The following is a 22,628-nucleotide window of genomic DNA, read 5'->3' as shown; positions in this document are numbered from 1 at the left end:
CCGCGGACTCTGAGCAACCCACCCATCCGATTGTCAGCGAAACCGCGAAACATGACGCCGAGCTCGAGTCGACGGTTGACTCGAACGTTCTTCGAACCGCGCACGCGCATTCCACGTCCCACAATTATGATTCGTCCACGTCTTGTTGCGAGAGCAGTGCGCCACAGCGAGGCCCTAAATTCGCCGACCAGCAACTCGATTAATCTTTGCACACAACGAGTATGACACCGCTCGTCTCGAACTGCGGGGCGCGCCCCACACATGGCGGAGCGTGGTCGAGGGCGACGTGCACCGCTCCCCTGGCCCGGCGAGCTTGCGGGGCGGTGCAGGAGAGAACTCATGAATTCGTCGATACCGCGCGACGGGCGGCCAGTTACCTGCACTGCACCGCGTGACACGAGCGTTAGCCACTCGGGGACTCTCCAGTTGGGTGAGACGACTGACCCGGTTGTCCAGAATCGACTCGGGCTGTCCCCTCAGCGACACCCAAGTGGAGTTTTGAGGCGTCAATCAGAGTCCAGCGGCAATGATCAAGCGGCCCCCGGCTGGCGCCGGGGGCCGCTTCTCCTTCTGAGGACTCGTCAGCCCCTCGCACGGACGTACGCCGTGGCGGTGCTGCGGGCGAGGGTGTTGCTGCCGACGTACACAACCTTGACTGGGACCCGGCCGGTCTTGGTGAACGGCGCGAGGCGGACGGTCGCGGTGCCGGCCTTCAAGGTCAGCACGCGGGTCTTGCCGGCGGCGACGACCTTGACCGTCCCGGTCGGCTTGACGCCGGAGGCGCCGGTGACCGTGACGGTGACCTTCGGGCGGGCGCCGCGGGTGACCGTCTTCGGGGTGACTCTGGCCTTCGTGCGGCTGGTGGCCTTGGCGACCCGGACCTTCACGACGGCCGAGGTGGCGGCGTACCGGCTGTCACCGGAGTAGCGGACCGTGAGGCGGTGCAGCCCCGGGCGGAGGGAGCGGGCGGGGAGCCGCACCTTGGCGGTCGTACCCGCAACCGCGGCGAAGGCGAGCACGCGGCCGCCCGTTCGGAGCGAGATGGTGCCGGTCGGGGCCGGGCCGCCCGCGCGGAGTCGGACCGCAAGCGTGGCCGGCTTGCCGTAGGCGACCTTCGTGGTGCCGCCCTTGACGGTCAGCGCTGGCGCCGACCGCTCGGCGAGGGCCGGGGCGGTGCCGGGGGCGACGTGGCCGTCGGCGACCTGCTCGAAGGCGTAGGCGTACCCGACGAGCTCGGCGTCGGACCAGGCGCGGCCCATCAGCTGGATGCCGACGGGAGCGCCGTTGGCGTCGGTGCCGGCGGGGAAGGCGACGGTCGGGACGCCGGAGCCGCCCGAGGGGGTGTCGCGGCGGCCGAAGCTCGACCGGTTGCCGCCACCGTCGTTCAGCGAGATCTCCGAGAGCAGCCCCGGGTAGACCACGGCGTCGAGGTCGTTGGCGTCCATCCAGGCGTCGATGTTGGCCTGGTAGTCCTTGCGGTAGCCGCGCCAGGCGGCGACCTCGGCCTCGGTCATCCGACGCTTGCCCTCGCAGAAGGACGGGTCGTAGGTGGTGTACGGCAGCTTCAGCTGCGAGCAGACGACGTCGGCCGGGGAGTCCATGTCGAGCTCGGGGTGCGACGCGAGGTAGCGGGCCCAGCCCTCCCAGTTGACGTCCACGTTCGGACGGGTCGGGGCGACCGGGCTGTCGGCGACGGCGACCAGCTCCGCACCGGCAGTGGCAAGCTGCTGGCGGGCGGCGACGGAGGCGTCGATGACGGTGGACGTGCCGTACGGGTCGACCCACGCCGAGGGGACGTAGCCGATCCGCTTGCCCTGCAGCGCGTCGGCGTCCAGCACCGTGCGCCAGTCCTCGGGACGGTGCGCGTCGGCCTCGGCGGTCTCCGGGTTCTCCGGGTCGGTGCCGGAGACGACGTTGAGGATGTCGGCGAGGTCGGAGACGCTGCGGGTCATCGCGCCCGCGTAGTCCTGCAGCCACGACAGCGGCATGACCCCGCGGTCGGACTGCATGCCGTCGGTGCCGCGGAGGGTCACCAGGCTGGCGGCCGAGGCAGGCGCGTAGAGCGAGTCGCCGGTCTGCGAGCCGAGGCCGGCGGCCGCCATGCTCGTCGCGGTCGCAACGGCCGAGCCGCCCGAGGACGCGAGCGCCGAGCGGGACGGGTCGAAGGCGTTCCACACCGTGCCGAAGGCGTTGTCGGAGTACGAGCCGGAGGTGGCGTACTCCTCCATGCTCGCCTTGCCGATGATGATCGCGCCGGCCTCGCGGAGCTTCGCCACCTGGTAGGCGTCCTCTGCGGGGCGGAAGTCCTCGAACGTCAGCGAGCCGTTGGTGGTCGGCATGTCCGCGGTGTCGTAGAGGTCCTTGACCGCGATCGGGATGCCGAGCAGCGCGCCCATCCGGCCTGCGGCGCGGGCGGCGTCGGCGGCCGCGGCCTTGTCGAGTGCGTCGGCGGCGACGGTGGTGTAGGCGTTGAAGGCGAACGGGCCCTCGTCGTACGCGGCGATCCGGTCGAGGTAGGCCTGGGTGATCTCGACCGACGTGGTCACGCCGGCCTCCATGTCAGCCTGCAGCTCGGCGATGGTCTTGTCGACGACGTCGTAGCCGACCGAGGTGACCTGCGCCGGCTCGACCGCGGCCGGCGGCTGGGCAACCGTCACCGGGGCCCCGCCGCCGACGCCGTCGAGGTTGACGATCGAGGCGACCTCCTCGGCGCTGAGGCCCTCGAGGTCCGGTTCCGCGACCAGGTCGGCGGCGCGACCGGTGACTTCCGCTAGCTCGGCGGCGGCCGTGGCGGCGGTGACCCGGCCTCCCACGGCCACGAAGCGGACGAGCGAGGCGCTCGTGCCCGGCGCGAGGGTGAGGGTGTTGACGTACGCCGGGTAGTTGGCGGCGTGGCCCGTGGCGGAGTACGCCTCGGTGAACGTGTTGCGCAGCCAGGTGCCCGTGCGGTCGAACTCGCCGACCACCGTGGCGGTCGGGCCCTGCCAGGTGGAGCCTGCCGCGCCGGCGCCGGAGGCCGTGGCGGTCCAGGTGTCGGCGGTGTCGAGGGCGGCGTCGCCGGAGGACGAGGCCACGACCGCGCTGGCGTTGGTGCCGGTGGCGCCGTACCCGGTCTGGCCGCCGAAGGCGACCTCCACGGTCAGCGGACGGCCGGTGGTGTTGGTGAGGGTGTCGAGCCAGCGGCCGTAGCCCTCCTCCTCCACGACGTCGACGGTGTGGGTGACGTGGACGCCCTCGAGGGCCACCGCACGGGTGGACTCGAAGTGGCCGGCGCCGTCCTCGACGAGGCCGAAGCCCCGGAGGAGCGCGCCGTCGAAGCGGTGCCGGGCCGGGCCGTCGACGGTGACGCGGATGCCGGCGTACCCGTTGAGCATGGTGGAGTACGGCGCCTGGACGCCCGTCCCCTCCTGCGTGGCCCGGATGGAGCCGGTGTCGGCGCCCGGCGGGGCCGAGTCCTGGATGCCCCAGGCGGTGCCCTGGGCGTCGGTGACGTAGGTGAAGGCGTGGGCGGGTCCCGAGGGGAGCACCGCCGTGGTCGCGGTCAGCGAGGCCGTGGCCAGGGTCGCCACCCCGAGGGCGGCGAGACGCGAACGTGTGGGCAAGGGGACTTCTTTCCTGCGACTTCGTGCGACGTGGCCCGCCCCGGCCGGGGCGGGCCACGTCAGCCAACAGGCGTCGTGTTGCGGGGATGTGTCACCGATCGATCGCTCGGTTTACGTTCGCTGGTCGCGGCGGGCGAGAGCCGCACAGGCACCCATGCCGAGGGCCCACAGCCCCAGCACCGGGATGTCGCCGAGATTCAGTCCGTGGTTCGGCGAGAGCTTCAGCACCGTCGGGCCGGCCCACGGGCCGTGGCCGGCGATGAGCAGGGAGGTCAGCACCGACAGGACCCCGGCGAGGACGAGGACGAGGGCGAGGGGGCGGGCCGGCACCCGGCGTACGTTAGCGACCGCCTGTTTCCTTCTCCGGCTTGCCGTGGGTCTCGCGGATCTCGCGGGCCTTGGCGACGTCCTCGGCGTGCTTCTCGTCCTGCTTCTTGATGTTGCGGTCGTCGCGCGGGGGCAGCTGGACGGTCTCCTCGGCGGGCATGCCGGCCTGCAGCTCGCGGCCGCGCTCCAGCTCGGAGTCGAGCTCGGCGCCGAAGAGCAGCGCCAGGTTGGTGATCCACAGCCACAGCAGGAAGACGATGACGCCGGCGAGCGAGCCGTAGGTCTTGGAGTAGGAGGAGAAGTTCGCGACGTAGAACCCGAACGCCACCGAGGCCAGGACCCACACGACGATCGCGAGCAGGGCGCCGACGGAGATCCAGCGGAACTTCGGCTGCTTGATGTTCGGGGTGACGTAGTAGAGCAGCGCCACGATGACCACGACCATCAGCAGCAGCACCGGCCACTTGGCGATGTTGAAGACGGTGATGACGGTGGAGCCGAGGCCGAGCTGCTTGCCGACCGCGTCGGCGGCGGGCCCCGAGACCACGAGGCCGAGCAGCACGACCGCGACGAGCGCGACCAGCACGAGGGTCAGCAGCAGCATGACCGGGCGGAGCTTCCAGAACGGCCGGCCCTCGCGGATCTCGTAGATCCGGTTCATCGCGCGGCCGAACGCGCCGACGTACCCGCTCGCCGACCACAGCGCCGTCAGCAGACCGATGACCAGCGCGAGCCCGGCGCCCTGCGAGGACGCGAGCTGGTTGATCGTCGGCTCGAGGGTGTCGGCCTGGGACCCCGCGCCGATGTCGCGCATGACCTGCAGGATCTGGTCGACGGTCTTCTGCGGCTTCGAGACCAGCCCGACGATCGAGGTGAGCGCGATGAGGGCGGGGAAGAGCGCGAGGACGGCGTAGTACGTCAGCGCCGCCGCCACGTCGGTGCACTGGTCCTTGGAGAACTCGCGGGCCGTCTTGCGGGCGACGTACATCCACGACCGCTTGGTCAGGTCGTCGGGCGAGTCCGGCTTCGCCGGGTGGTCCTTGGGATCAGCGGTGTTCGTGTGGCGCGACATGACGACTCGGTTTCCGCAGGTCGCCGGGGCAAACCCGGAGCGGCCGCCGGGCCGTCTGGACCGCCCGGTGGAACCGCGGCTTTCGCAGGTCGGCCGGTCGGCCGCGGCGCTACGGTCACGGCAATCCGACGCTCGGGCGCCGATCGACCCCGAACGAGGAGACAGCGATGTCCGACCAGTCACCCCTGACCGCAGCCCCGACGGGCGCACCGCTCACCGCGCCGCCCCAGCCGGCGGTCGAGCCGACCGCGACCGGCATGCCGATGGCGCACCCGACCTCGACGGCCCAGCCGACCCCGGCGTACGCCGCCGGGCCGGTCGGCAAGGTCCGCTCCACCGGCACGTGCATCCTGCTGGCGGTGGTGACCCTCGGGATCTACTCGATCGTGTGGTTCTACAAGACCCACAGCGAGATGAAGGCGCACTCCGGCAACGGGATCGGCGGCGGGCTGGCGATCGTGCTGACGCTGTTCGTCGGCATCGTCATGCCGTTCCTCACCTCCAGCGAGGTGGGCAACCTGCACCGGCGCGCCGGCCGGGCGGCGCCGGTGTCCGGGGCGACCGGCCTGTGGTACTTCCCGGGCACGTTCATCCTGGTCGGCCCCATCGTGTGGTTCGTGAAGACCAATAGCGCGCTCAACGACCACTGGCGCTCGCTCGGCGCCGCCTGAGACAGGCCGACGACCCGCCTCAGCGCAGGGGGCGGACGTGCAGGCCGACCTCGGGGTCGACCACGACCTCCTGGGCGGCCGCGACGCCGTCGACGAGCAGCTCGGCGTCGGTGGGGACGTTCCGCTTGAGCAGGGCCAGCGCGATGGGGCCGAGCTCGTGGTGGCGGGCGGAGGTGCCGACGACGCCGACGGACTTCTCCCCGACCCTCACCTCGCTCCCCTGGGCCGGGAGGCGGTTCTCGCTGCCGTCGAGGTGCAGCAGCGTCAGCCGGCGCGGCGGGCGGCCGAGGGTGTGGACCCGCGCGACGGTCTCCTGCCCGCGGTAGCAGCCCTTGTCCAGGTGCACCGCCGGGCCGATCCAGCCGACCTCGTTGGGGATCGTGCGGTGATCGGTGTCGAGGCCCAGGCGCGGCTCGCCGCGGGCGATGCGCAGCGCCTCGAAGGCCCACAGGCCGCACGCGGGGCCCGCGGCCGCGGCGTACGTCGTCAGCTGGTCGCGCGGGACGAGGTCGTACTTGCCCCGGACGTCGGCGGCGGAGCGCCACATCGTGGCGAGGTCCGGCACCAGCGAGACCTCCACGCGGGTCATGAACTTCATCCGCTCGAGCCACTCCACGAGCGCCGCGCCGGCGCCCGGCTCGGTGTGGGCGGTGAACGCCGAGCCGTCGTCGTACCCCTCGAAGGCGTGCTCGACGTGACCCTGCGGGCTGAGCACGAGCGCCTGGGTCCAGGTGCCGGGGGCGAGGTCGAGGAAGTACTGCGTGGTGAGGTTGTGCAGCCAGCCCAGCCGGTCGGGGCCCTCGATGCGGAGCACGTCGCGATGGGAGAGGTCCACGAAGCCCTCGCCGGCCTCGAGCGAGCGCTGCTCGCCGTTGAACGACCCGTAGTGCGCCGCGACCGGTGCGTCGATGCCGTTGCCGGCGACCGCGCCGGGGAGGTCGAGCAGGGGGCTGGTCATCAGGACTCCTTCGTCGGCGTGCAGTCCGTGCAGTGGCCGAAGACCGTCAGGTGGCCCACGTCGGCGACGAAGCCGTCGGCCTCGAGCCGCTCGGTGAGCGGCCGGAGCACGTCGGGGTCAACCGAGACGACCTTCTGGCAATTCCGGCAGACGAGGTGGAAGTGCTCGTGGTCGGAGATCGAGTGATACGTCGGCGCGCGGTCGCTGAGGTGGGCGTGCCGCACGAGGCCGAGCTCCTCGAGCACCTCGAGCGTGCGGTAGACCGTCGAGATGTTGACCGCCGAGGACTGCTCGCGGACCTTCGCGAGCACCTCGTCGGGCGTGGCGTGGCCGAGCTCGTCGACCGCGCGCAGCACCATCTCGCGCTGCGGGGTCAGCCGGTAGCCGCGGGCGCGGAGCCTCGCGCGCCAGTCGGTGCCACCGGGAGCCTCGGGAGTGGCCATCAGACCCGCTGCAGCCTCGCCCACAGGTGCGGCTGGAGCGGCTGCCCGACCGCCGCCATGTCGTAGGCGTAGAGGAGGTCGCCCTCGACGTTGCCGTACAGCCGGTGGCCCGCGGTGACCTCCTTGGCCGACTCCGTGCGCGCGACCGCGTCGGTGGCCAGCTCGAGCTTGCCGCCCTCGGCGGTGCCGTACCAGATCTCGACGAAGCCGGTGTTGTGCGTCAGCACCAGCTCGACCTTCCCCTCGGGGCGGCAGCGGAGGAACCCGGTCTCCTGCGCGCCCTGGCGCACCGTGTTGCCCTCCTCGTCGATCACCCACGAGCGGGAGAAGTAGTGGAGGAAGGGCCGGCCGTCCTGCTGGAAGACGAGCTCCTGGCCGTACTGGTACGGCTCGATCGTCGGGTAGTCGCCGCGTCCGTTGCCCTGCCAGGTGCCGAGCATCCAGGCGACCGGGCCGCAGTCGGGGTGGAGGTTCTCCGGGATCTGGAAAGGCACCTGTCGAGTCTACGGGGGTGGGCCGGGTCCGTCAGGTGCGGCTGGGTGGGCGCGGGCGCCTGGGCTGCTGGGGTCCCCGGTCAACCGGGGACTCCTGCACATATCGGGGGGAACTTCACCTGAGATGTGCAGGGGTTCCCTGAGAAGTCCGCGCGGCCGTCGGCAGCCGGGGCGCCCTAGAGTCGGCCCCATGTCGCGCCCCCTCGTCGTCAAGGTGACCTGCGGCGCGGAGGACCCCGAGCGCTGCAACCAGGCGTTCACGGTGGCCGCGGCCGCCGTCGCCGCCGGGGCCGAGGTCTCGCTGTGGTTGACCGGCGAGGCGGCGTGGTTCGGCGTGCCCGGCCGTGCCGAAGCGTTCTCCCTGCCGCTCGCGACGCCGCTGCCCGACCTGCTCGCCGCCGTCGTCGCGGCGGGGACGGTGACCGTGTGCAGCCAGTGCGCCGCGCGACGGGAGATCACGCCCGACCAGCTGGTCCCCGGCGTGCAGGTCCGCGGCGCGGCGTCGTTCGCCGAGGAGGTCCTCCGGCCCGAGGTGCAGGCGCTCGTCTACTGAGGCCGCGTGCGGGCGGACGGCACCGAAGTACTGGTCGACGTCCGTCACGAGCCGCTCGCTCGGGCGTGACGGAGCCTCGAGGAGCGGACTTCCACCAGTAGTTCGGCAGGGGCTTCGCGGCTCCTGGCCCGCACCCGGGCCAGGACCCGCGGGGAGCGGCCGGGAGCGATACGATCCGGCGCCATGAGCCCGGCCGCGCCACCCCCTGAGGAGGGCACGACCGCACGCGGCTGGCGCCGTCGCCAACGCCCGGCCACCGCCCCGCCGCCTCCCGTGCTGACCCACGAGGAGGCGCTCGCCCGGCTCGCCGAGCAGACCGCGGCCGCCGACCACGCGACGTCGCTGCGCCGCGCCGCCGAGCTGGCCGCCTCCGAGCAGGCCGCGGAGCGGCTCGTCGCCGAGGAGGCCGCCCGCGCCGCCGCCACCGAGGCCGAGGCCGCGCACCGCCGCGCGGCCGAGCTGGCGGCCGCGGCCGCCGAGGCCCAGGAGGCCGCGGCCGCACTGTCGGAGCAGGCCACTGCCGCGCTCGCCGCCGCCGAGGGCCGCGAGGCCGCCGAGGCCCGGCTCGACGAGGCGGTCAGCGCCCGGGCCGCCGCGGAGGAGGCCGCTGCCGAGGCGGCCCGCAGGCACGAGCAGGCGGCGACGTACGCCGCCGAGCAGGCCTCGCTCGCCGCCGACGCGCTCGAGGGGCGGACCGCCGCGGACGCCTCGGCCGCCGATCAGGCCCGGCTCGCGGCGGAGGCGCACGAGGCGCGGCTCGCGGCCGAGGAGTCCGCAGCCGACGCCGCCCGGGAGCTCGCGGCGGCCGAGGCGCGGGCCGCCGAGCTGGCGGACGCCAACCGCGAGGCGACCGACGCCCGCCGGGCTGCCGAGGAGGCGGCGGCCGCGGCCGCGATCGCCCTCGAGGCGGTCGAGCAGCGGGCGACGGAGGCCGCCATGGCTCGGGCCGCCGCCGACGAGGTGGCGGCCGAGCACGCACGCCTGGCGACCGAGGCGCACGCGGCCCGCGAGGCCGCCGAGACGTCGGCGCGGGAGCGGGCCGAGCAGGCGGAGGCGGCGCTCGCCGACGCCCGGGACCAGGCCGCGCTCGCCGCCGCGGCGGCCGCCGCCGAGCACGCAGCGCTCACGGCCGCCGAGGAGCAGGCCGCCTCCGCAGCGACCGCGCACGAGCTCCGCGCGGCGGCGGACGAGATCGCCACCGCCCGCGGTCGCGAGGCCGCCGAGGCGTTCGAGGGTCGCCGGGCCGCCGACGACGCCGCCGGCGAGCAGGCCCGCCTGGCCGCCGACGCGCACGCCGCCCGGGAGGCCGCCGAGGCGTCGGCGCGGGAGCGGGCCGAGGAGGCGGCCGCCGCGGCCGCCGACGCGCGGGACCAGGCCGCCCTGGCCGCGGCTGCGGCCGCCGCCGAGCACGCCGCGCTGGTGTCCGCCACCGAGCAGGCCGGGATCGCCGCCGCCGCGCACGAGCTCCGCGCGGCCGCGGACGAGATCGCGACCGAACGGGGCCGCGCTGCCGCCGAGGCGCTGGAGGGCCGCCGGGTCGCCGACGAGGCCGCTGCGGAGCACGCCCGCCTCGCCGCCGAGGCACACGAGGCCCGTACCGCTGCCGAGCAGTCCGCTCGCGAACGGGCCGCCGAGGCGGCGGCCGCGTCGGAGTCCGCGTACGACGCCTCGATGCTGGCGGCCGCCGCCGCGCAGGCCGAGCACGCCGCCCTGGTCACCGCCGAGGAGCAGTCCGAGGCCGCGCGGGTCGCCGCTGCCGCCCGCGAGGAGGCCGAGACCCGGGCGGCCGAGCAGGCCCGGCTCGCCGCGGCCGCGCACGAGGCACGCATCGTCGCCGAGGAGGCCGCCCGGGTCGCCGTGGACGCGCGCGAGGCGGCCGAGCGCGACGCCGCCGAGCACGCCCGGCTCGCGGCCGAGGCGGTCGCCGCTCGTGCCGAGGCCGAGCAGCGGCTCACCGAGCTGGCCACCGAGCTCGCCGCGGCGCAGGAGGCGCGGCTGGCCGCCGAGCGCGCCGCCGAGGAGCAGTCGGCGCTCCGACTGGTCGCCGAGGAGAAGGCGGAGCAGCGGGCCATGGACCGCAGCGGGGTCGAGGCGTCCGTGCGCCACCAGGCCGAGCTGGTCGAGGCCGCGCTCGAGGACCGGCTGGTCGCCGAGCGCCGGGCCGCCGAGCTCGCCCAGGAGCTGGTCGAGGCGCGGGGCGGCGAGCCGGCGCCCCGCCCGGTCGCGCAGCCCGTCGCCGACGTGCCCGCCGCTCCCGTCGCGCCCTCCGCCCCCACGGCCCTGGAGCCGCGCGGCGGCGGGGTGCCGCGACCGGTGTACCTCGTCGCGGCGGTCGTGGCGGCGGCGCTGACGGCGTTCGCGTGGTTCGAGGGGTACGACGACCCGGTGCTGCTCGCGGTCGGGGCCGTGGTCACCGTCGCCTTCCTCGTCGCCTTCGCGACCGCCTCGCAGCGGACCGAGGTCACCCTCGCCGACGGCGTGGTCGACATCCGCGTCGCCGGCAGCCACCACACCTTCGACCTGACCAACCCGCACACCGAGGTCGAGGTGCGCGGCGAGCCGGGCCGGCGCGGCTGGAAGGTGCTCTTCCTACGGCGCAGCCTGCCGCCGTTCGAGGTCGACGCCTCGATGGTCGACCCCGTCGCCTTCACCGAGGCGCTGCGGCGCTGGCGGCCGGAGGCCTGACGCGGGTCAGGTGAGCCGCGCGCGCACCTGGTCGGCGATCGCGGCGACGGCGGCGCGGGAGGTGCGGCCGGCGCCGACGATGTTGAGGAAGCCGTGGATCTGGTCGGGGAACCGGCGCAGCTCCACCTCGACACCCGCGGCGGCGAGCTTGGCGGCGTACGCCTCGCCCTCGTCGCGCAGCGGGTCGAAGCCGGCGGTGACGACGTACGCCGGCGCGAGCCCCTCCGGGAGCTCGGCGCGAAGCGGGGCGACGCGGGGGTCGGTGCGGGTGGCGGCGTCGGGGGTGTAGGAGTCGACCGCGAGGTCCATGAACTCCTGGGTCAGGAACAGCCCGGAGCCGAACATCCGCTTGCTCTCGGTCTCCGTCGTCACGTCGGTCACCGGGTAGACCAGCAGCTGCCAGCTCAACGGCAGCCCGGCGCGGGCCGCCTCGATCGCGACCGCCGCGCTGAGGTTGCCGCCGGCGGAGTCGCCGCCGACGGCGATGCGGGCGGGGTCGGCGCCGAGCTCGGACGCGTGGTCGAGGACCCATCGGTACGCCGCGAGGGCGTCGTCGTGGGCTGCTGGGAAGGGGTGCTCGGGGCTGAGCCGGTAGTCGACGGCGAGCACCCGCACGCCCCCGCGCTCGGAGAGCACGCGGCACGTCGCGTCGTGGGTCTCGAGGTCGCCGAAGAAGAACCCGCCGCCGTGGAAGAACAGCAGCAGCGGGCCCGGCGTCGCGACCGGGCCGCTCCGGGACGAGGGCGTGTAGAGGCGGGCGAGCAGGCCGCCGGCGTTGACGTCGCGGACCGAGCCGACCGGCTGGCGACCGGCGGTCAGGCCGGTCTGCCGGATGGCTGCCTGGCGGCCCAGCTCGACCTCCAGCGTCTCGATCGCGGGCTCGCGCACCAGCCGCTGGATCCGCAGCATCAGCTGCAGGTCGACGGCCAGCGTCTGCCCGTCGCGCCGCAACGGGCGCCCGGCGAGCACCCTCTGGACCGGGGCGGGCAGCCCCAGCAGTGCCCGCAGGGCAGCGACCTCGACGACCGTCTTCGCACTCACGGCCGGGACAGTAGCGGGCCCGGGAGCCGTCCACAGCGACCGCTCGCGCACGCCGCTCCCCAGCCGCTCCCTAGCGACACCTGCCGTTCACCCGCCGGTGCCACACTGGCGAGGTGACCCTGGAGACCGGCCCGGCCGAGGACCTGCTGCCCCGTGACGGGGCCCCGCACGACTCCTTCGACGTGGAGCCGCCGTACGTCGCCGACCACGACGCGCTCGCCGCGGTGGAGAAGTACGACGACCGGTTCCTCGACCGCGAGCTCTCCTGGCTGCGGTTCAACCAGCGGGTGCTCGAGCTCGCCGAGGACCCCGAGCTGCCGCTGCTCGAGCGGGTGCGGTTCCTGGCGATCTTCACCAGCAACCTCGACGAGTTCTTCATGGTGCGGGTGGCCGGCCTCAAGCGCCGGATCGCCGCCGGGCTGGCCGTCAGGGCCGCCTCCGGCCTCATGCCGCGCGAGGTGCTCGAGCAGATCTGGCGCACCAGCCGGGAGCTGAGCGAGCGGCAGGTCTGCCTGTTCCGCGACGAGATCAACCCCGCGCTGCGCGACCACGGCATCGAGATCGTGCGCTGGCACGAGCTCGACGACGCCGAGCAGAAGCACTGCAAGAAGCTGTTCAAGGAGCGGGTCTTCCCCGTCCTGACCCCGCTGGCGGTCGACCCGGCGCACCCGTTCCCCTACATCTCGGGGCTCTCGCTCAACCTCGCCGTCGTGCTGCGGGACCCGGGGACCGGCAAGGAGCACTTCGCGCGGGTCAAGGTGCCGCCGATCTTCGCCCGGTTCGTGCCGCTGGGGAACCAGCGCTTCGTGCCGCTCGAGGACGTCATGCGTGAGCGGCTCAAGCGGCTGTTCCCCGGCATGGAGGTCCTGGAGGCGCACACCTTCCGGGTCACCCGCAACGAGGACCTCGAGGTCGAGGAGGACGACGCGGAGAACCTGCTCGCGGCGCTGGAGAAGGAGCTGCTGCGGCGCCGGTTCGGCCCGCCGGTGCGGCTGGAGGTCGAGGAGTCGATCACGCCGGCCGTGCTCGAGCTGCTGGTCTCGGAGCTCGGGGTGGCCGAGGAGGAGGTCTTCCGGCTGCCCGCCCCGCTCGACCTCCGCGGCCTGCACAGCATCGCCGACCTCTCCCGCGAGGAGCTGAAGTACCCCGCGTTCGTCCCCACGACCCACGCCCGGCTGGCGGAGGTCGAGTCCGCAGCACCGGTCGACGTGTTCAAGGCGGCGCGACGCCACGACGTGCTGCTGCACCACCCCTACGACTCCTTCGCCACCTCCGTGCAGCGCTTCCTCGAGCAGGCCGCCGCCGACCCGCACGTGCTGGCGATCAAGCAGACGCTCTACCGGACCTCCGGCGACTCCCCCATCATCGACGCGCTCATCGACGCGGCCGAGGCCGGCAAGCAGGTGCTGGTGATCGTCGAGATCAAGGCCCGCTTCGACGAGGAGGCCAACATCCGGTGGGCCCGCAAGCTCGAGCAGGCCGGCTGCCACGTCGTCTACGGCCTGGTCGGGCTCAAGACGCACTGCAAGCTGTCGATGGTGGTGCGCGAGGAGGACGGCTCGGGCGGCGGGATCCGCCGCTACACCCACATCGGGACCGGCAACTACAACCCGAAGACGTCGCGCACCTACGAGGACCTCGGGCTGATCACCACCGACGAGACGATCGGCGAGGACGTCGCCCACCTGTTCAACAACCTGTCCGGGTGGTCGCGCAACGCGTCGTACGAGCAGCTGCTCGTGGCGCCGGACTCCGTGCGCTCCGGCCTCGTCGAGCGGATCCACCGCGAGATCGCCCACCACCGGGCCGGCCGGCCCGCGCGGATCCGGATGAAGGCCAACTCCGTGGTCGACGAGGCCGTCGTCGACGCGCTCTACCTGGCTTCGCAGGCCGGCGTGCCGGTGCAGCTGCTGGTCCGCGGCATCTGCGCGCTGCGGCCCGGGGTGCCGGGGCTCTCGGAGACGATCGAGGTGCGGTCGGTGCTCGGGCGGTTCCTCGAGCACAGCCGGATCTTCTGGTTCGACAACGGCGGCGACCCCGAGGCCTGGATCGGCTCGGCCGACATGATGCACCGCAACCTCGACCGTCGGGTCGAGGTCCTGGTGCGGCTTCCTGGCGAGTCCAGCCGCACCGCGGTCGACGAGCTGCTGACGCTCGCCTTCGACGCCGACACTGACGCGTGGCTGCTCGGGCCGGACGGGGCGTGGACGCGCTCGCCGGGCTCCGTGCACCTGCAGGAGTGCCTCATCGAGCGGCAGCGGCGGCGGCGTACGACGGGCTGAGCGGCAGGGCGGCGTACTGGTCCGCCCGGGTCTTTACCCGGGTGACGGGGCCGACGCCAGCCTCGCTTGCGTGATCTCGCGGCGGTGCCCCTAGTCTGTTTCACGTCGTTCACCCGTCGTTCAGGAGTTACTCCGTGGGACTGCGTTTCCGCCCGGTCGAGGCCACGTTCTACGACCAGTTCACCGAGCAGGCGAACCACCTCGTCACCGGCGCCAGGATCCTCGCCGAGATGCTCGCCGACGGCGCGGACCACGAAGCCGTGGCCCAGCGCATGCGCGACGCCGAGCACGGTGCCGACGAGACCACCCACGCGATCATCCGGAAGGTGAACTCCACGTTCATCACGCCGTTCGACCGCGAGGACATCTACGCGCTCGCGTCCGGCCTCGACGACGTCATGGACATGATGGACGAGGTCGTCGACATGATCCTGCTCTACGAGGTGCGGCTCATGCCCGCCGAGGTGTCGGGCCAGGTCGAGCTGCTCCAGCGCTGCGCCGACCTGACGGCGGCCGCGATGCCGAACCTGCGGTCGATGCAGTCGCTCGAGGAGTACTGGATCGAGATCAACCGCCTCGAGAACGCCGGCGACAAGAACCACCGCCGGATCCTCGCCAACATCTTCAGCGGCGACTACAAGACCATCGAGGTCCTGAAGCTCAAGGACATCGTCGAGGCCCTCGAGGACGCCATCGACGCGTTCGAGAAGGTCGCGAACACGGTGGAGCAGATCGCCGTCAAGGAGTCCTGACCGGTGGAGCTCGCGATCATCATCGCGGTGGTCGTGGTCGCCCTCGTGTTCGACTACACGAACGGGTTCCACGACGCCGCCAACGCCATCGCGACCTCGGTCTCGACCCGCGCGCTCACGCCGCGGGTCGCGCTGGGTCTCGCGGCGGTCATGAACTTCATCGGGGCGTTCCTCGGGCAGAAGGTCGCCAAGACCGTCTCCGAGGTCATCTCGTTCCCGGCGGACATGCTGGCCAACGACGCCAGCCATGCGCTCGTCGTGGTGGTGGCCGGCCTGGCCGGTGCCATCACCTGGAACATGATCACCTGGTACTACGGCCTGCCGTCCTCCTCCTCCCACGCCCTCATCGGCGGTCTCGTCGGCGCCGCGCTCGCGGCCGGCGTCACCGTCTCGTGGGACACGGTGATGGAGAAGGTCGTCATCCCGATGCTCATCTCCCCCGTGTTCGCGTTCGCCGCCGGCTTCGCGGTGATGCTCGCGATCATGTGGATCTTCCGCCGGGTCAACCCGCACAAGGCGAACCGCAACTTCAAGCTCGCCCAGACCGCGTCGGCCGCCGCGATGGCGCTCGGCCACGGCCTGCAGGACGCCCAGAAGACGATGGGCGTCATCTTCCTGGCCCTGCTCGCCGGTGGGTACGTCGGCGCCGACGACGACCTGCCGCTGTGGGTCATCTTCGCCGCGGCCGCCGCGATCTCGGCCGGCACCTGGGCCGGTGGCTGGCGGATCATGCGCACCCTCGGGCGCCGCATCATCCACCTCGACCCCGCCCGCGGGTTCGCCGCCGAGTCGGTCGCCGCGTCGGTGCTCTACACCACGGCGTACGCCTTCGAGGCCCCCATCTCCACCACCCACACCATCACCTCCGCGGTCATGGGCGTCGGCGCCACCAAGCGCTTCTCCGCCGTCCGCTGGGGTGTCGCCCGCTCGATCGTCGTCGCCTGGGTCTCCACCTTCCCCGCCGCCGGCGCCGTCGCCGCGTTCGTCTACCTCGTCTGCCGGTACGTCTTCCAGCTGCCGTAGGTCCCTCCACCCCGGGCGGGCTGCTGTCCGCCCCGGCGCCTGCTCGATCCCCTTCGAGGGGGTAGTCACGGACGAAAACGTCCGTGACTACCCCCTCGAAGGACATTTTCGTCCGTGACTATCCCGCCGACGACCCAGGCGACCGTCCCGTGCCCCGGCCGGTCAGCCGGCCTGCGGACGGAGCAGGCGGCGACGGTCGTCGTCGCTGAGCCGGCGCCGTCGCTCGACGGTCGTCGTCGGCGTCCACCACGGGGGCGGGTCGACGGTCCACGCGCGCTCCTCGGCCCGCTCGAACGTCGCCCGCGCGCGGGTGTGCAGCATGCGCGGCACGATCGTGCGGAGCGGGTCGATCCGGTCCGCCGCGGTCATCGTGAAGTACTCGAGCCCGACCGCCCGGAACGCGTGCTCGCGCGTGATGTCCCGGGTCCGCCGCCGCCGTTCGAGGTGGAGCGCGCCGTCGTACTCACCGACGACACCGGCCTCGACGTCGAGCAGGTCAGGCGTGCCGAGGTGCCGGCCGGACCGGTCGAAGACCGGCTGGTTCATCGCCGGCGTCGGCACGCCGGCGTCGAGCTCCCACACCAGGCGCATCTCGACCTCCATCGGGGACCAGCTGTTCTCGGAGGCCAGGCCGATCGCGGCCCGCGCCTGCGGGATGCCGGTCCAGCCGTTGCAGGTGTCGGCATAGGCCTGGACCTCCGCGATGCTGACCAGGTCCGCGGCGGCCGCCATGTCGAGCGCGATCGTCGCGGCGCGCACGCCGGCGGCGTACCGCATCTCGAAGCAGACCGACCGCACCGCCGTGGTGACGCGCAGGCCGTCGACGACCGTCAACGTCTCAGGCGCGAGCCGCTCGGAGCTCACCTCCAGGCCGCGCTGCTCCCGCACGGCTCGGTGCAGCACGGCCAGGACGACGGGCCGCGCCGACCCGTCCGGGGCGGCACCGTCGAAGTGCCCTGCTCCCATCCAGCGCAGTGCCGCCCAGCCCGTGACACCGCCGTACGCCGGCAGTGCCATGGACGCATCCGCGATCCGCTGCTCGACGCTCACCGGCAGGTCGGCCGGCAGGAAGCGGCCGCGGGTCGTCTGTCGCCATGCACGCCCCGGAGCCTGGTTCGGCGTCGGGCCGCGCCGACCGGTCGGGTCGGTCCGCATCGGCCGCAGGACGTGCGGACGCGCAGGGTGGAACGGCTGCGGTCGGGGTGCGCTCGGCATGCCGTCATGGTGGCTGCGCCGTCCGGTTCATGCCCGCGCTCATCCACAGGCTCGGGCGGTGGGGAGTCCGCGGGGGGATAGTCACGGACGTTTTCGTCCCTCGTGACCACCGTGGAGGACGAATTCGTCCGTGACTACCCCCCTACCCCCTACCCCCGAGGTCGGCCGAACGAGGCGTCGGCGCCTAGACCGGCCGGTGCACCTCGGAGGCGACGACCGAGCCGCGGCGGTGGTGGGCGACGAGGAGGCCGGCGGGGGCGAGGCGGGGGTCGGGGAGGTCGAGAGCGGCGAGGACGAGCGGGAGCACCGGGCGGTGGGTGCACAGGACGACGGGCTCGCGGCGGTCGAGGAGGGTCGAGACGACCCGGCGGACCGAGCGCGGATCGGCGTCCTCCTCGCTGAGCAGCGGCTCCTCGTCGAGGGTGAGGCCGGCGGCGCCGGCGTACGGCAGGACGGTCTCCACGCAGCGGGTGGAGGAGGAGGTGGTGACGGAGGTGGCGCCGTACGCCGCGAGGAGGGGCACGAGCGCGAGCGCCTCGGCGCGGCCGGCGGGGGCGAGGGGGCGGAGGCGGTCGTCCTCGCGCCACTGCTTGCGGGGGTGGGCCTGCCCGTGGCGGAGCACCACCAGCGGCACCGTGCCGCGCGGGACCGCGAGCGCCTCGGCCAGGGTGGCGCGGTCGTGCGGGTAGGACAGCGTCGAGGGCGCGGCGTCGACCGGCACCCAGGCGACCTGGTCGATCTCCTCGCCGTAGGTGTAGCCCTCGACCGAGGCGGACGGGTCGAGGGCCCGGCCGACCCAGTAGTGCACGGTCTTCATCCGCCCGCCGGCGACGGGGTAGCGCTGCGGCGCCAGCGGCGGGCCGAGCCGGACCGCGAGCCCGGTCTCCTCGGCGACCTCGCGCACGGCGGCGGTGACCCGGTGCTCGCCCGGGTCGAGCTTCCCCTTGGGGAAGGACCAGTCGTCGTACTTCGGCCGGTGCACCAGCAGGACCGAGCGCGTCCCGTCGGGCCCACGCCCCAGCACGACCGCTCCCGCGGACTGCACGTCCATGCCGGTTAGTCTCACACCGTGCCGGCGCGGAGGAAGGTCCTGGGTGCCGTCCTGGCACTCCTGCTGGTGACGGCCGTCGCGGTCGTCGGCTGGCGCTGGTGGTCCGGCCGCGACACCACCGACCTGCAGCGGGCGATGGCGCTGGCACCCGCGGACGGCCAGCGGTTCTCGTTCACCGACTGGGCCGGGGTCCGCGCCGAGCTCGGCAGCGAGGTCGACGCGGACTCCTTCGACGACGAGGTGAACGCGCTGCTCGACGAGGCCTTCGACGCCGACCTCGCCAGCACCTCCGCGCTGGTGGAGAGCGCCGAGACGCTGCAGAGCAGGTACGGCTTCTCCCCCGCCAGCCTGGAGTGGGAGCTGTTCAGCCAGGGCGAGGCCGGGGCGGTCGCGATCCTGGAGGTCGCCGACGGCGGCGTGGCGGACGTGGCGGAGCGGCTGACCGAGCTCGGGTACGACGAGCCGGCGGACGAGACCGGCGTGTGGACCGGCGGCGACACGCTCCTCGCCCAGATCGGCGGCGTCACCCCGGTGCTGGCCCACGTCGCGCTGGACGAGGACCGCGGCCTGGTCCTGGCGAGCGACAACGTCGACTACCTCCGCGGCCTCGTCGAGGAGGACGACACGGGCCTCAGCGGCCTCGACGACGACGGTGTCGACGCGGCGGTCGACGCCGCCGGCGAGCCGGTCACGGCCGCGGTCTACACCGGCGACCACGTCTGCCGGGCGCTCGCCATGGCGCAGGCCGACCCCGCCGATGCGGCCGAGGGCGAGCGGCTGGTCGACGAGGCCGGCGGGGTGCACCCGCTGACCGGGTTCGTCATGGGGACCCAGCCGGGCGGCGACGTACGGGTCGCGATGGCGCTGGAGGACGAGGACCGCGCCCGCGCGGACGCCGACGCCCGCGCCACGCTCGCCGCCGGGCCGGCGCCGGGCCAGGGCGGCGACTTCGCGGACCGGTTCGAGCTCGGCCGGGTCGCCGCCGAGGGCGCCGTGGTGACGATGGAGCTGGAGCCGACGCCGGGCAGCTACGTGCTGAGCGACCTCTCGACCGGCCCGGTCCTCTTCGCGACCTGCTAGCGGAAGGTCCGCAGCCGCAGGCTGTTGGCCACCACGAACACCGACGACAGCGCCATCGCCGCGCCCGCCAGCATCGGGTTGAGCAGGCCGGCGGCGGCGAGCGGCAGAGCGGCGACGTTGTAGCCGAACGCCCACACCAGGTTCGAACGGATCGTGCCGAGCGTGCGCCGGGAGAGGCGTACGGCGTCCGCGGCGACCCGCAGGTCCCCCCGCACGAGCGTCAGGTCGCTGGCCTCGATCGCGACGTCGGTGCCGGCGCCCATGGCGATGCCGAGGTCGGCCTGCGCGAGCGCGGCGGCGTCGTTGACGCCGTCGCCGACCATCGCCACGACACGGCCCTCAGCCTGCAGCCGCCGGACGTGCGCGACCTTGTCCTCGGGCAGGACCTCCGCGACGACGTCGTCGATGCCGACCTCGCGGGCCACGGCGCGGGCGGCCCGCTCGTTGTCGCCGGTCAGCAGCACCGGCGCCAGCCCGAGCTCCCGGAACCGCCGCACCGCCTCGGCCGAGGTGTCCTTGACCCCGTCCGCGACCACGAGTACGCCGCGTGCGGCACCACCCCAGGCGACGGCCACCGCCGTGCGGCCGGCGGCCTCGGCCCGGTCGACCGCCTGGACCAGCCGGTCGTCGAGGGGCGTGCCGAGGTCGGCCAGCAGCGCCGGCCGGCCGACGACGACGTCGTGCCCCTCGACGGTGCCGCGCACCCCGCGACCGGGCAGGTTGGCGAAGTCCTCGACCGCGCCGGTGTGGCCGTCGGCGAGCGCGCGGGCGACCGGGTGCTCGGAGGCCGACTCGAGCACGCCGGCCAGGCGGCGTACCTCCGCGGCGTCGGTGCCGTCGGCGGCGACCACGTCGACGAGCGTCATCCGGCCGGTGGTGACCGTGCCGGTCTTGTCGAGGACGACCGTGTCGACGCGGCGGGTCTGCTCGAGCGCCTCGGGTCCGCGGACGAGGATCCCCAGCTGGGCCCCGCGGCCGGTCCCGACCAGCAGCGCGGTCGGCGTCGCCAGGCCGAGTGCGCACGGGCAGGCGATGATCAGCACCGAGACGGCCGCGGCGAACGCGGCCGAGGTCGCGACGCCGGTGCCGAGCCAGAAGCCGAGCGTGCCGACGGCGAGCGCGACGACGACCGGCACGAACACGCCGGAGACGCGGTCGGCGAGCCGCTGCGCGCGGGCCTTGCCACTCTGCGCGTCCTCGACCAGGCGCGCCATCTGCGCCAGCCGCGTGTCGGCACCGACCCGGGTGGCCCGGACGACGAGCCGGCCGCCGGCGTTGACGGTCGCGCCGGTGACCGTGTCGCCGGGACCGACCTCGACCGGCACGGGCTCGCCGGTGAGCATCGAGGCGTCCACCGCCGACGTACCGCTCTCCACGACACCGTCGGTGGCGACCTTCTCCCCCGGCCGGACCACGAACACGTCGCCCACGGCGAGCCGGTCCGCCGGCATCGGGGTCTCCACGCCCTCGCGCAGCACCACGACGTCCTTGGCGCCCAGGTCGAGCAGCGCGCGCAGCGCGTCCCCGGCCCGGCGCTTCGACCGCTTCTCGAACCAGCGCCCGGCGAGCAGGAAGGTGGTCACGCCGGCGGCGGTCTCGAGGTAGATGTTCGACAGCCCGTCGGTGCGGTCCACCGACAGCTCGAACGCGTGCGTCATCCCCGGGTCGCCGGCGCTCCCCCACAGCAGGGCGACGAGCGACCAGCCGAACGCCGCCAGCACGCCGACCGAGACCAGCGTGTCCATCGTCGTCGCGCCGTGGCGCAGGTTGGTGAGCGCGGCGCGGTGGAAGGGCCAGGCGCCCCACACCGCGACCGGCGCGGCGAGGGTGAGCGAGAGCCACTGCCAGTGCTCGACCTGCAGCGCGGGCACCATCGCCATCGCGATGACCGGGACGGTGAGCGCGGCGCTGACGACCAGCCGGTCGCGCAGCGCGTCGAGCTCGGGGTCCCGACCGTCGGCACCATCGGCACCATCGGCACCGTCGCCGTCGGCCGGCTCGGACCGCTCCCGGGGCAGCGTCGCGGCGTAGCCCGCCGACTCGACGGTGCGCAGCAGGTCCTCCGGCGTCACCGTCCCCGCGAACCGCACCCGGGCCTTCTCGGTCGCGTAGTTCACGCTCGCCTCGACGCCGTCGAGCTTGTTGAGCTTGCGCTCGATCCGGTTGGCGCACGACGCGCAGGTCATCCCGGAGATAGCCAGCTCGACGTCAGTGCTCATGGTCGTCCTCCTGCTCGTCCTCGTGCTCGGCCTCGCCGTGGCTGTGGGTCGCGTGGTCGTGCCCGGCGCCCTCGACCTCCACGGTGAACGCCGCGGTCCGCACGACGCCGTCGTGCTGGAAGTCCAGGAACAGCCGGTAGGTCCCGACCGAGGGGAACGAGGTGTGGAACTCCGCCCGGTCGGTGTCCTCCTCGGGGTGCACGTGCAGGTAGCCGAGGTCGCCAGCGCGCAGCGCCACGAGGTGGCCGGTCGCGCCGAGGTACGGCTCGAGGTCGACCACCTCGCCGTCGCGGCTGACCGTCGCGGTCAGGGTCGACTCCTCGCCGGCCACGAACCCGCCGCCGAGGTTCACGTCGTACCCGTCGACGCTCGCCGAGAGCTCCTGCTCCCCGAGCGGCTCGGGCTGGAAGTCACCGGGCACGAACAGGTCCGCGCCCAGGACGTGCGCCTCGCCGTCGGTCGGCTTGAAGTCGGCGAAGACCCGCCACGGCCCGGGCTCGAGGTCGACGTCCACCCGCCAGGTGCCGTCGGCGTCCATCGTCGGGTGGACGTGCTGGAAGCCGGTGAGGTCGCGACGGACGACGATGAGGTGCAGCTGCTTCTCGTGCGCCACGTCGTACGCCGTCACCGGCCCGTCCTCGCCCTCGACCGTGAACGCCAGCTCCTGGCGCCCCGCCGGCAGCGTGGCCTCGGCGAGCGTCAGCGTGTGGCCGTGCTCGCTGACCTGCAGCCCGGCGGCGGCCGCCTCGGCACCCGAACCGTGCGAGCCGTGCGCGTCGGACGCCTCCTCCGCGGTCTGCGAGGAACCGTGCGACCCGTGGCCGCCCTCGTCCGCGGCCACGGTCTCCTCGTCGGGTCCGAGCCAGCGCCCGCCGGCCCAGCCGAGGCCCAGCACGAGGACGAGCACGGCGAGGAAGCCCAGGACCCGGGTCGACGTACGCATCAGGCGAGCTCGTAGCCGGCCTCGGCCACGGCGGCCTCCACCGCGGACCGGTCGAGCGGCTCGGCGCTGGTCACGACGACCGCGCCGCTGGCGTGGTCGGCGGTCACCGACTCCACGCCCGGCAGCTCGCCGATCTCCTCGCGGACCGACGCCTCGCAGTGCGCGCACGTCATGCCGGTCACGGTCCAGGTGCTGCTGGTGCTCATCTCGGGGTTCC

19 protein-coding genes are annotated in these 22,628 nt (G+C 73.8%); 7 read left to right on the top strand and 12 right to left on the bottom strand.

Annotated elements, in window-relative coordinates; translation table 11 throughout:
• Window positions 1-581 precede the first annotated feature (581 nt).
• The 3 genes from QWY28_RS16155 to QWY28_RS16145 all read right to left on the bottom strand — a co-directional run bounded on the left by QWY28_RS16155 (window position 582) and on the right by QWY28_RS16145 (window position 5,001).
• A complete protein-coding gene (locus QWY28_RS16155) occupies window positions 582-3,602 on the bottom strand; it encodes an amidase family protein (protein WP_300953592.1) in 3,021 nt (1,006 codons plus the stop codon).
• Between the two features lie 111 nt (window positions 3,603-3,713).
• Window positions 3,714-3,932, bottom strand: coding sequence for a hypothetical protein (locus QWY28_RS16150; protein WP_300953591.1), 219 nt, complete (start codon window positions 3,930-3,932; stop codon window positions 3,714-3,716).
• A gap of 10 nt (window positions 3,933-3,942) precedes the next feature.
• Window positions 3,943-5,001: a YihY/virulence factor BrkB family protein gene (locus QWY28_RS16145; RefSeq protein ID WP_300953590.1), complete on the bottom strand. Its 1,059-nt coding sequence runs from the start codon at window positions 4,999-5,001 to the stop codon at window positions 3,943-3,945.
• Window positions 5,002-5,168: 167 nt separating this feature from the next.
• Between QWY28_RS16145 and QWY28_RS16140 the strand changes: the two genes are divergently transcribed.
• Window positions 5,169-5,672, top strand: a complete 504-nt coding sequence (locus tag QWY28_RS16140) for a DUF4234 domain-containing protein (protein ID WP_300953589.1) — start codon at window positions 5,169-5,171, stop codon at window positions 5,670-5,672.
• A 19-nt stretch (window positions 5,673-5,691) separates the two neighbouring features.
• Here the strand turns inward: QWY28_RS16140 and ygfZ are convergent, their stop codons facing one another.
• The 3 genes from ygfZ to QWY28_RS16125 are packed head-to-tail and all read right to left on the bottom strand — an operon-like array spanning window position 5,692 to window position 7,567.
• A complete protein-coding gene (gene ygfZ / locus QWY28_RS16135) occupies window positions 5,692-6,630 on the bottom strand; it encodes a CAF17-like 4Fe-4S cluster assembly/insertion protein YgfZ (RefSeq protein ID WP_300953588.1) in 939 nt (312 codons plus the stop codon).
• On the bottom strand, window positions 6,630-7,073 hold the full coding sequence (locus tag QWY28_RS16130; RefSeq protein ID WP_300953587.1) for a Fur family transcriptional regulator: 444 nt from the start codon (window positions 7,071-7,073) through the stop codon (window positions 6,630-6,632). The genes ygfZ and QWY28_RS16130 overlap by 1 nt, the downstream gene beginning before the upstream one ends.
• Complete coding sequence (locus QWY28_RS16125; RefSeq protein WP_300953586.1) at window positions 7,073-7,567, bottom strand: heme-binding beta-barrel domain-containing protein; 495 nt, start codon at window positions 7,565-7,567, stop codon at window positions 7,073-7,075. The genes QWY28_RS16130 and QWY28_RS16125 overlap by 1 nt, the downstream gene beginning before the upstream one ends.
• A gap of 190 nt (window positions 7,568-7,757) precedes the next feature.
• On the opposite strand from QWY28_RS16125, the gene QWY28_RS16120 reads away from it, so the two are divergent.
• Both QWY28_RS16120 and QWY28_RS16115 read left to right on the top strand, forming a co-directional pair.
• A complete protein-coding gene (locus QWY28_RS16120; RefSeq protein ID WP_300953585.1) occupies window positions 7,758-8,120 on the top strand; it encodes a DsrE family protein in 363 nt (120 codons plus the stop codon).
• A gap of 183 nt (window positions 8,121-8,303) precedes the next feature.
• Complete coding sequence (locus tag QWY28_RS16115) at window positions 8,304-10,805, top strand: hypothetical protein (protein WP_300953584.1); 2,502 nt, start codon at window positions 8,304-8,306, stop codon at window positions 10,803-10,805.
• A 6-nt stretch (window positions 10,806-10,811) separates the two neighbouring features.
• Here the strand turns inward: QWY28_RS16115 and QWY28_RS16110 are convergent, their stop codons facing one another.
• On the bottom strand, window positions 10,812-11,846 hold the full coding sequence (locus tag QWY28_RS16110; protein ID WP_300953583.1) for an alpha/beta hydrolase: 1,035 nt from the start codon (window positions 11,844-11,846) through the stop codon (window positions 10,812-10,814).
• A gap of 182 nt (window positions 11,847-12,028) precedes the next feature.
• Between QWY28_RS16110 and QWY28_RS16105 the strand changes: the two genes are divergently transcribed.
• The 3 genes from QWY28_RS16105 (at window position 12,029) to QWY28_RS16095 (ending at window position 15,903) form a co-directional block, all read left to right on the top strand.
• The gene (locus tag QWY28_RS16105; RefSeq protein WP_300953743.1) at window positions 12,029-14,128 is read left to right on the top strand and encodes an RNA degradosome polyphosphate kinase; all 2,100 of its coding nucleotides are present in this window, start codon (window positions 12,029-12,031) and stop codon (window positions 14,126-14,128) included.
• Between the two features lie 134 nt (window positions 14,129-14,262).
• Complete coding sequence (locus QWY28_RS16100; RefSeq protein WP_300953582.1) at window positions 14,263-14,880, top strand: DUF47 domain-containing protein; 618 nt, start codon at window positions 14,263-14,265, stop codon at window positions 14,878-14,880.
• A gap of 3 nt (window positions 14,881-14,883) precedes the next feature.
• Complete coding sequence (locus QWY28_RS16095; protein ID WP_300953581.1) at window positions 14,884-15,903, top strand: inorganic phosphate transporter; 1,020 nt, start codon at window positions 14,884-14,886, stop codon at window positions 15,901-15,903.
• 162 nt (window positions 15,904-16,065) lie between these two features.
• On the opposite strand, the gene QWY28_RS16090 is transcribed toward QWY28_RS16095, so the two are convergent.
• Window positions 16,066-17,118 carry a hypothetical protein gene (locus QWY28_RS16090; protein WP_300953580.1) on the bottom strand — a complete coding sequence of 351 codons (1,053 nt, stop codon included), beginning with the start codon at window positions 17,116-17,118 and terminating at the stop codon, window positions 16,066-16,068.
• A 184-nt stretch (window positions 17,119-17,302) separates the two neighbouring features.
• A complete protein-coding gene (locus QWY28_RS16085) occupies window positions 17,303-18,169 on the bottom strand; it encodes an NUDIX hydrolase (protein WP_300953579.1) in 867 nt (288 codons plus the stop codon).
• An 18-nt stretch (window positions 18,170-18,187) separates the two neighbouring features.
• Between QWY28_RS16085 and QWY28_RS16080 the strand changes: the two genes are divergently transcribed.
• A complete protein-coding gene (locus tag QWY28_RS16080; RefSeq protein ID WP_300953578.1) occupies window positions 18,188-19,249 on the top strand; it encodes a hypothetical protein in 1,062 nt (353 codons plus the stop codon).
• On the opposite strand, the gene QWY28_RS16075 is transcribed toward QWY28_RS16080, so the two are convergent.
• From QWY28_RS16075 to QWY28_RS16065, 3 genes are read right to left on the bottom strand one after another with little or no spacing between them, the layout of a single operon-like run.
• Entirely contained in the window at window positions 19,246-21,468 is a 2,223-nt protein-coding gene (locus tag QWY28_RS16075; protein ID WP_300953577.1) for a heavy metal translocating P-type ATPase, read from the bottom strand. The two genes, QWY28_RS16080 and QWY28_RS16075, sit on opposite strands and share 4 nt — an antisense overlap.
• Complete coding sequence (locus tag QWY28_RS16070; protein ID WP_300953576.1) at window positions 21,458-22,411, bottom strand: DUF8832 domain-containing protein; 954 nt, start codon at window positions 22,409-22,411, stop codon at window positions 21,458-21,460. Before QWY28_RS16070 ends, QWY28_RS16075 begins: the two co-directional genes overlap by 11 nt.
• On the bottom strand, window positions 22,411-22,617 hold the full coding sequence (locus QWY28_RS16065) for a heavy-metal-associated domain-containing protein (RefSeq protein ID WP_300953575.1): 207 nt from the start codon (window positions 22,615-22,617) through the stop codon (window positions 22,411-22,413). Before QWY28_RS16065 ends, QWY28_RS16070 begins: the two co-directional genes overlap by 1 nt.
• Window positions 22,618-22,628 lie beyond the last annotated feature (11 nt).

Source organism: Nocardioides oceani (assembly GCF_030412965.1).
In the GTDB taxonomy this organism is placed as follows: Bacteria; Actinomycetota; Actinomycetes; order Propionibacteriales; family Nocardioidaceae; genus Nocardioides; species Nocardioides oceani.
Note: the sequence above shows the minus strand (reverse complement) of the source record. Positions and strands in the feature narration are given on the sequence as shown.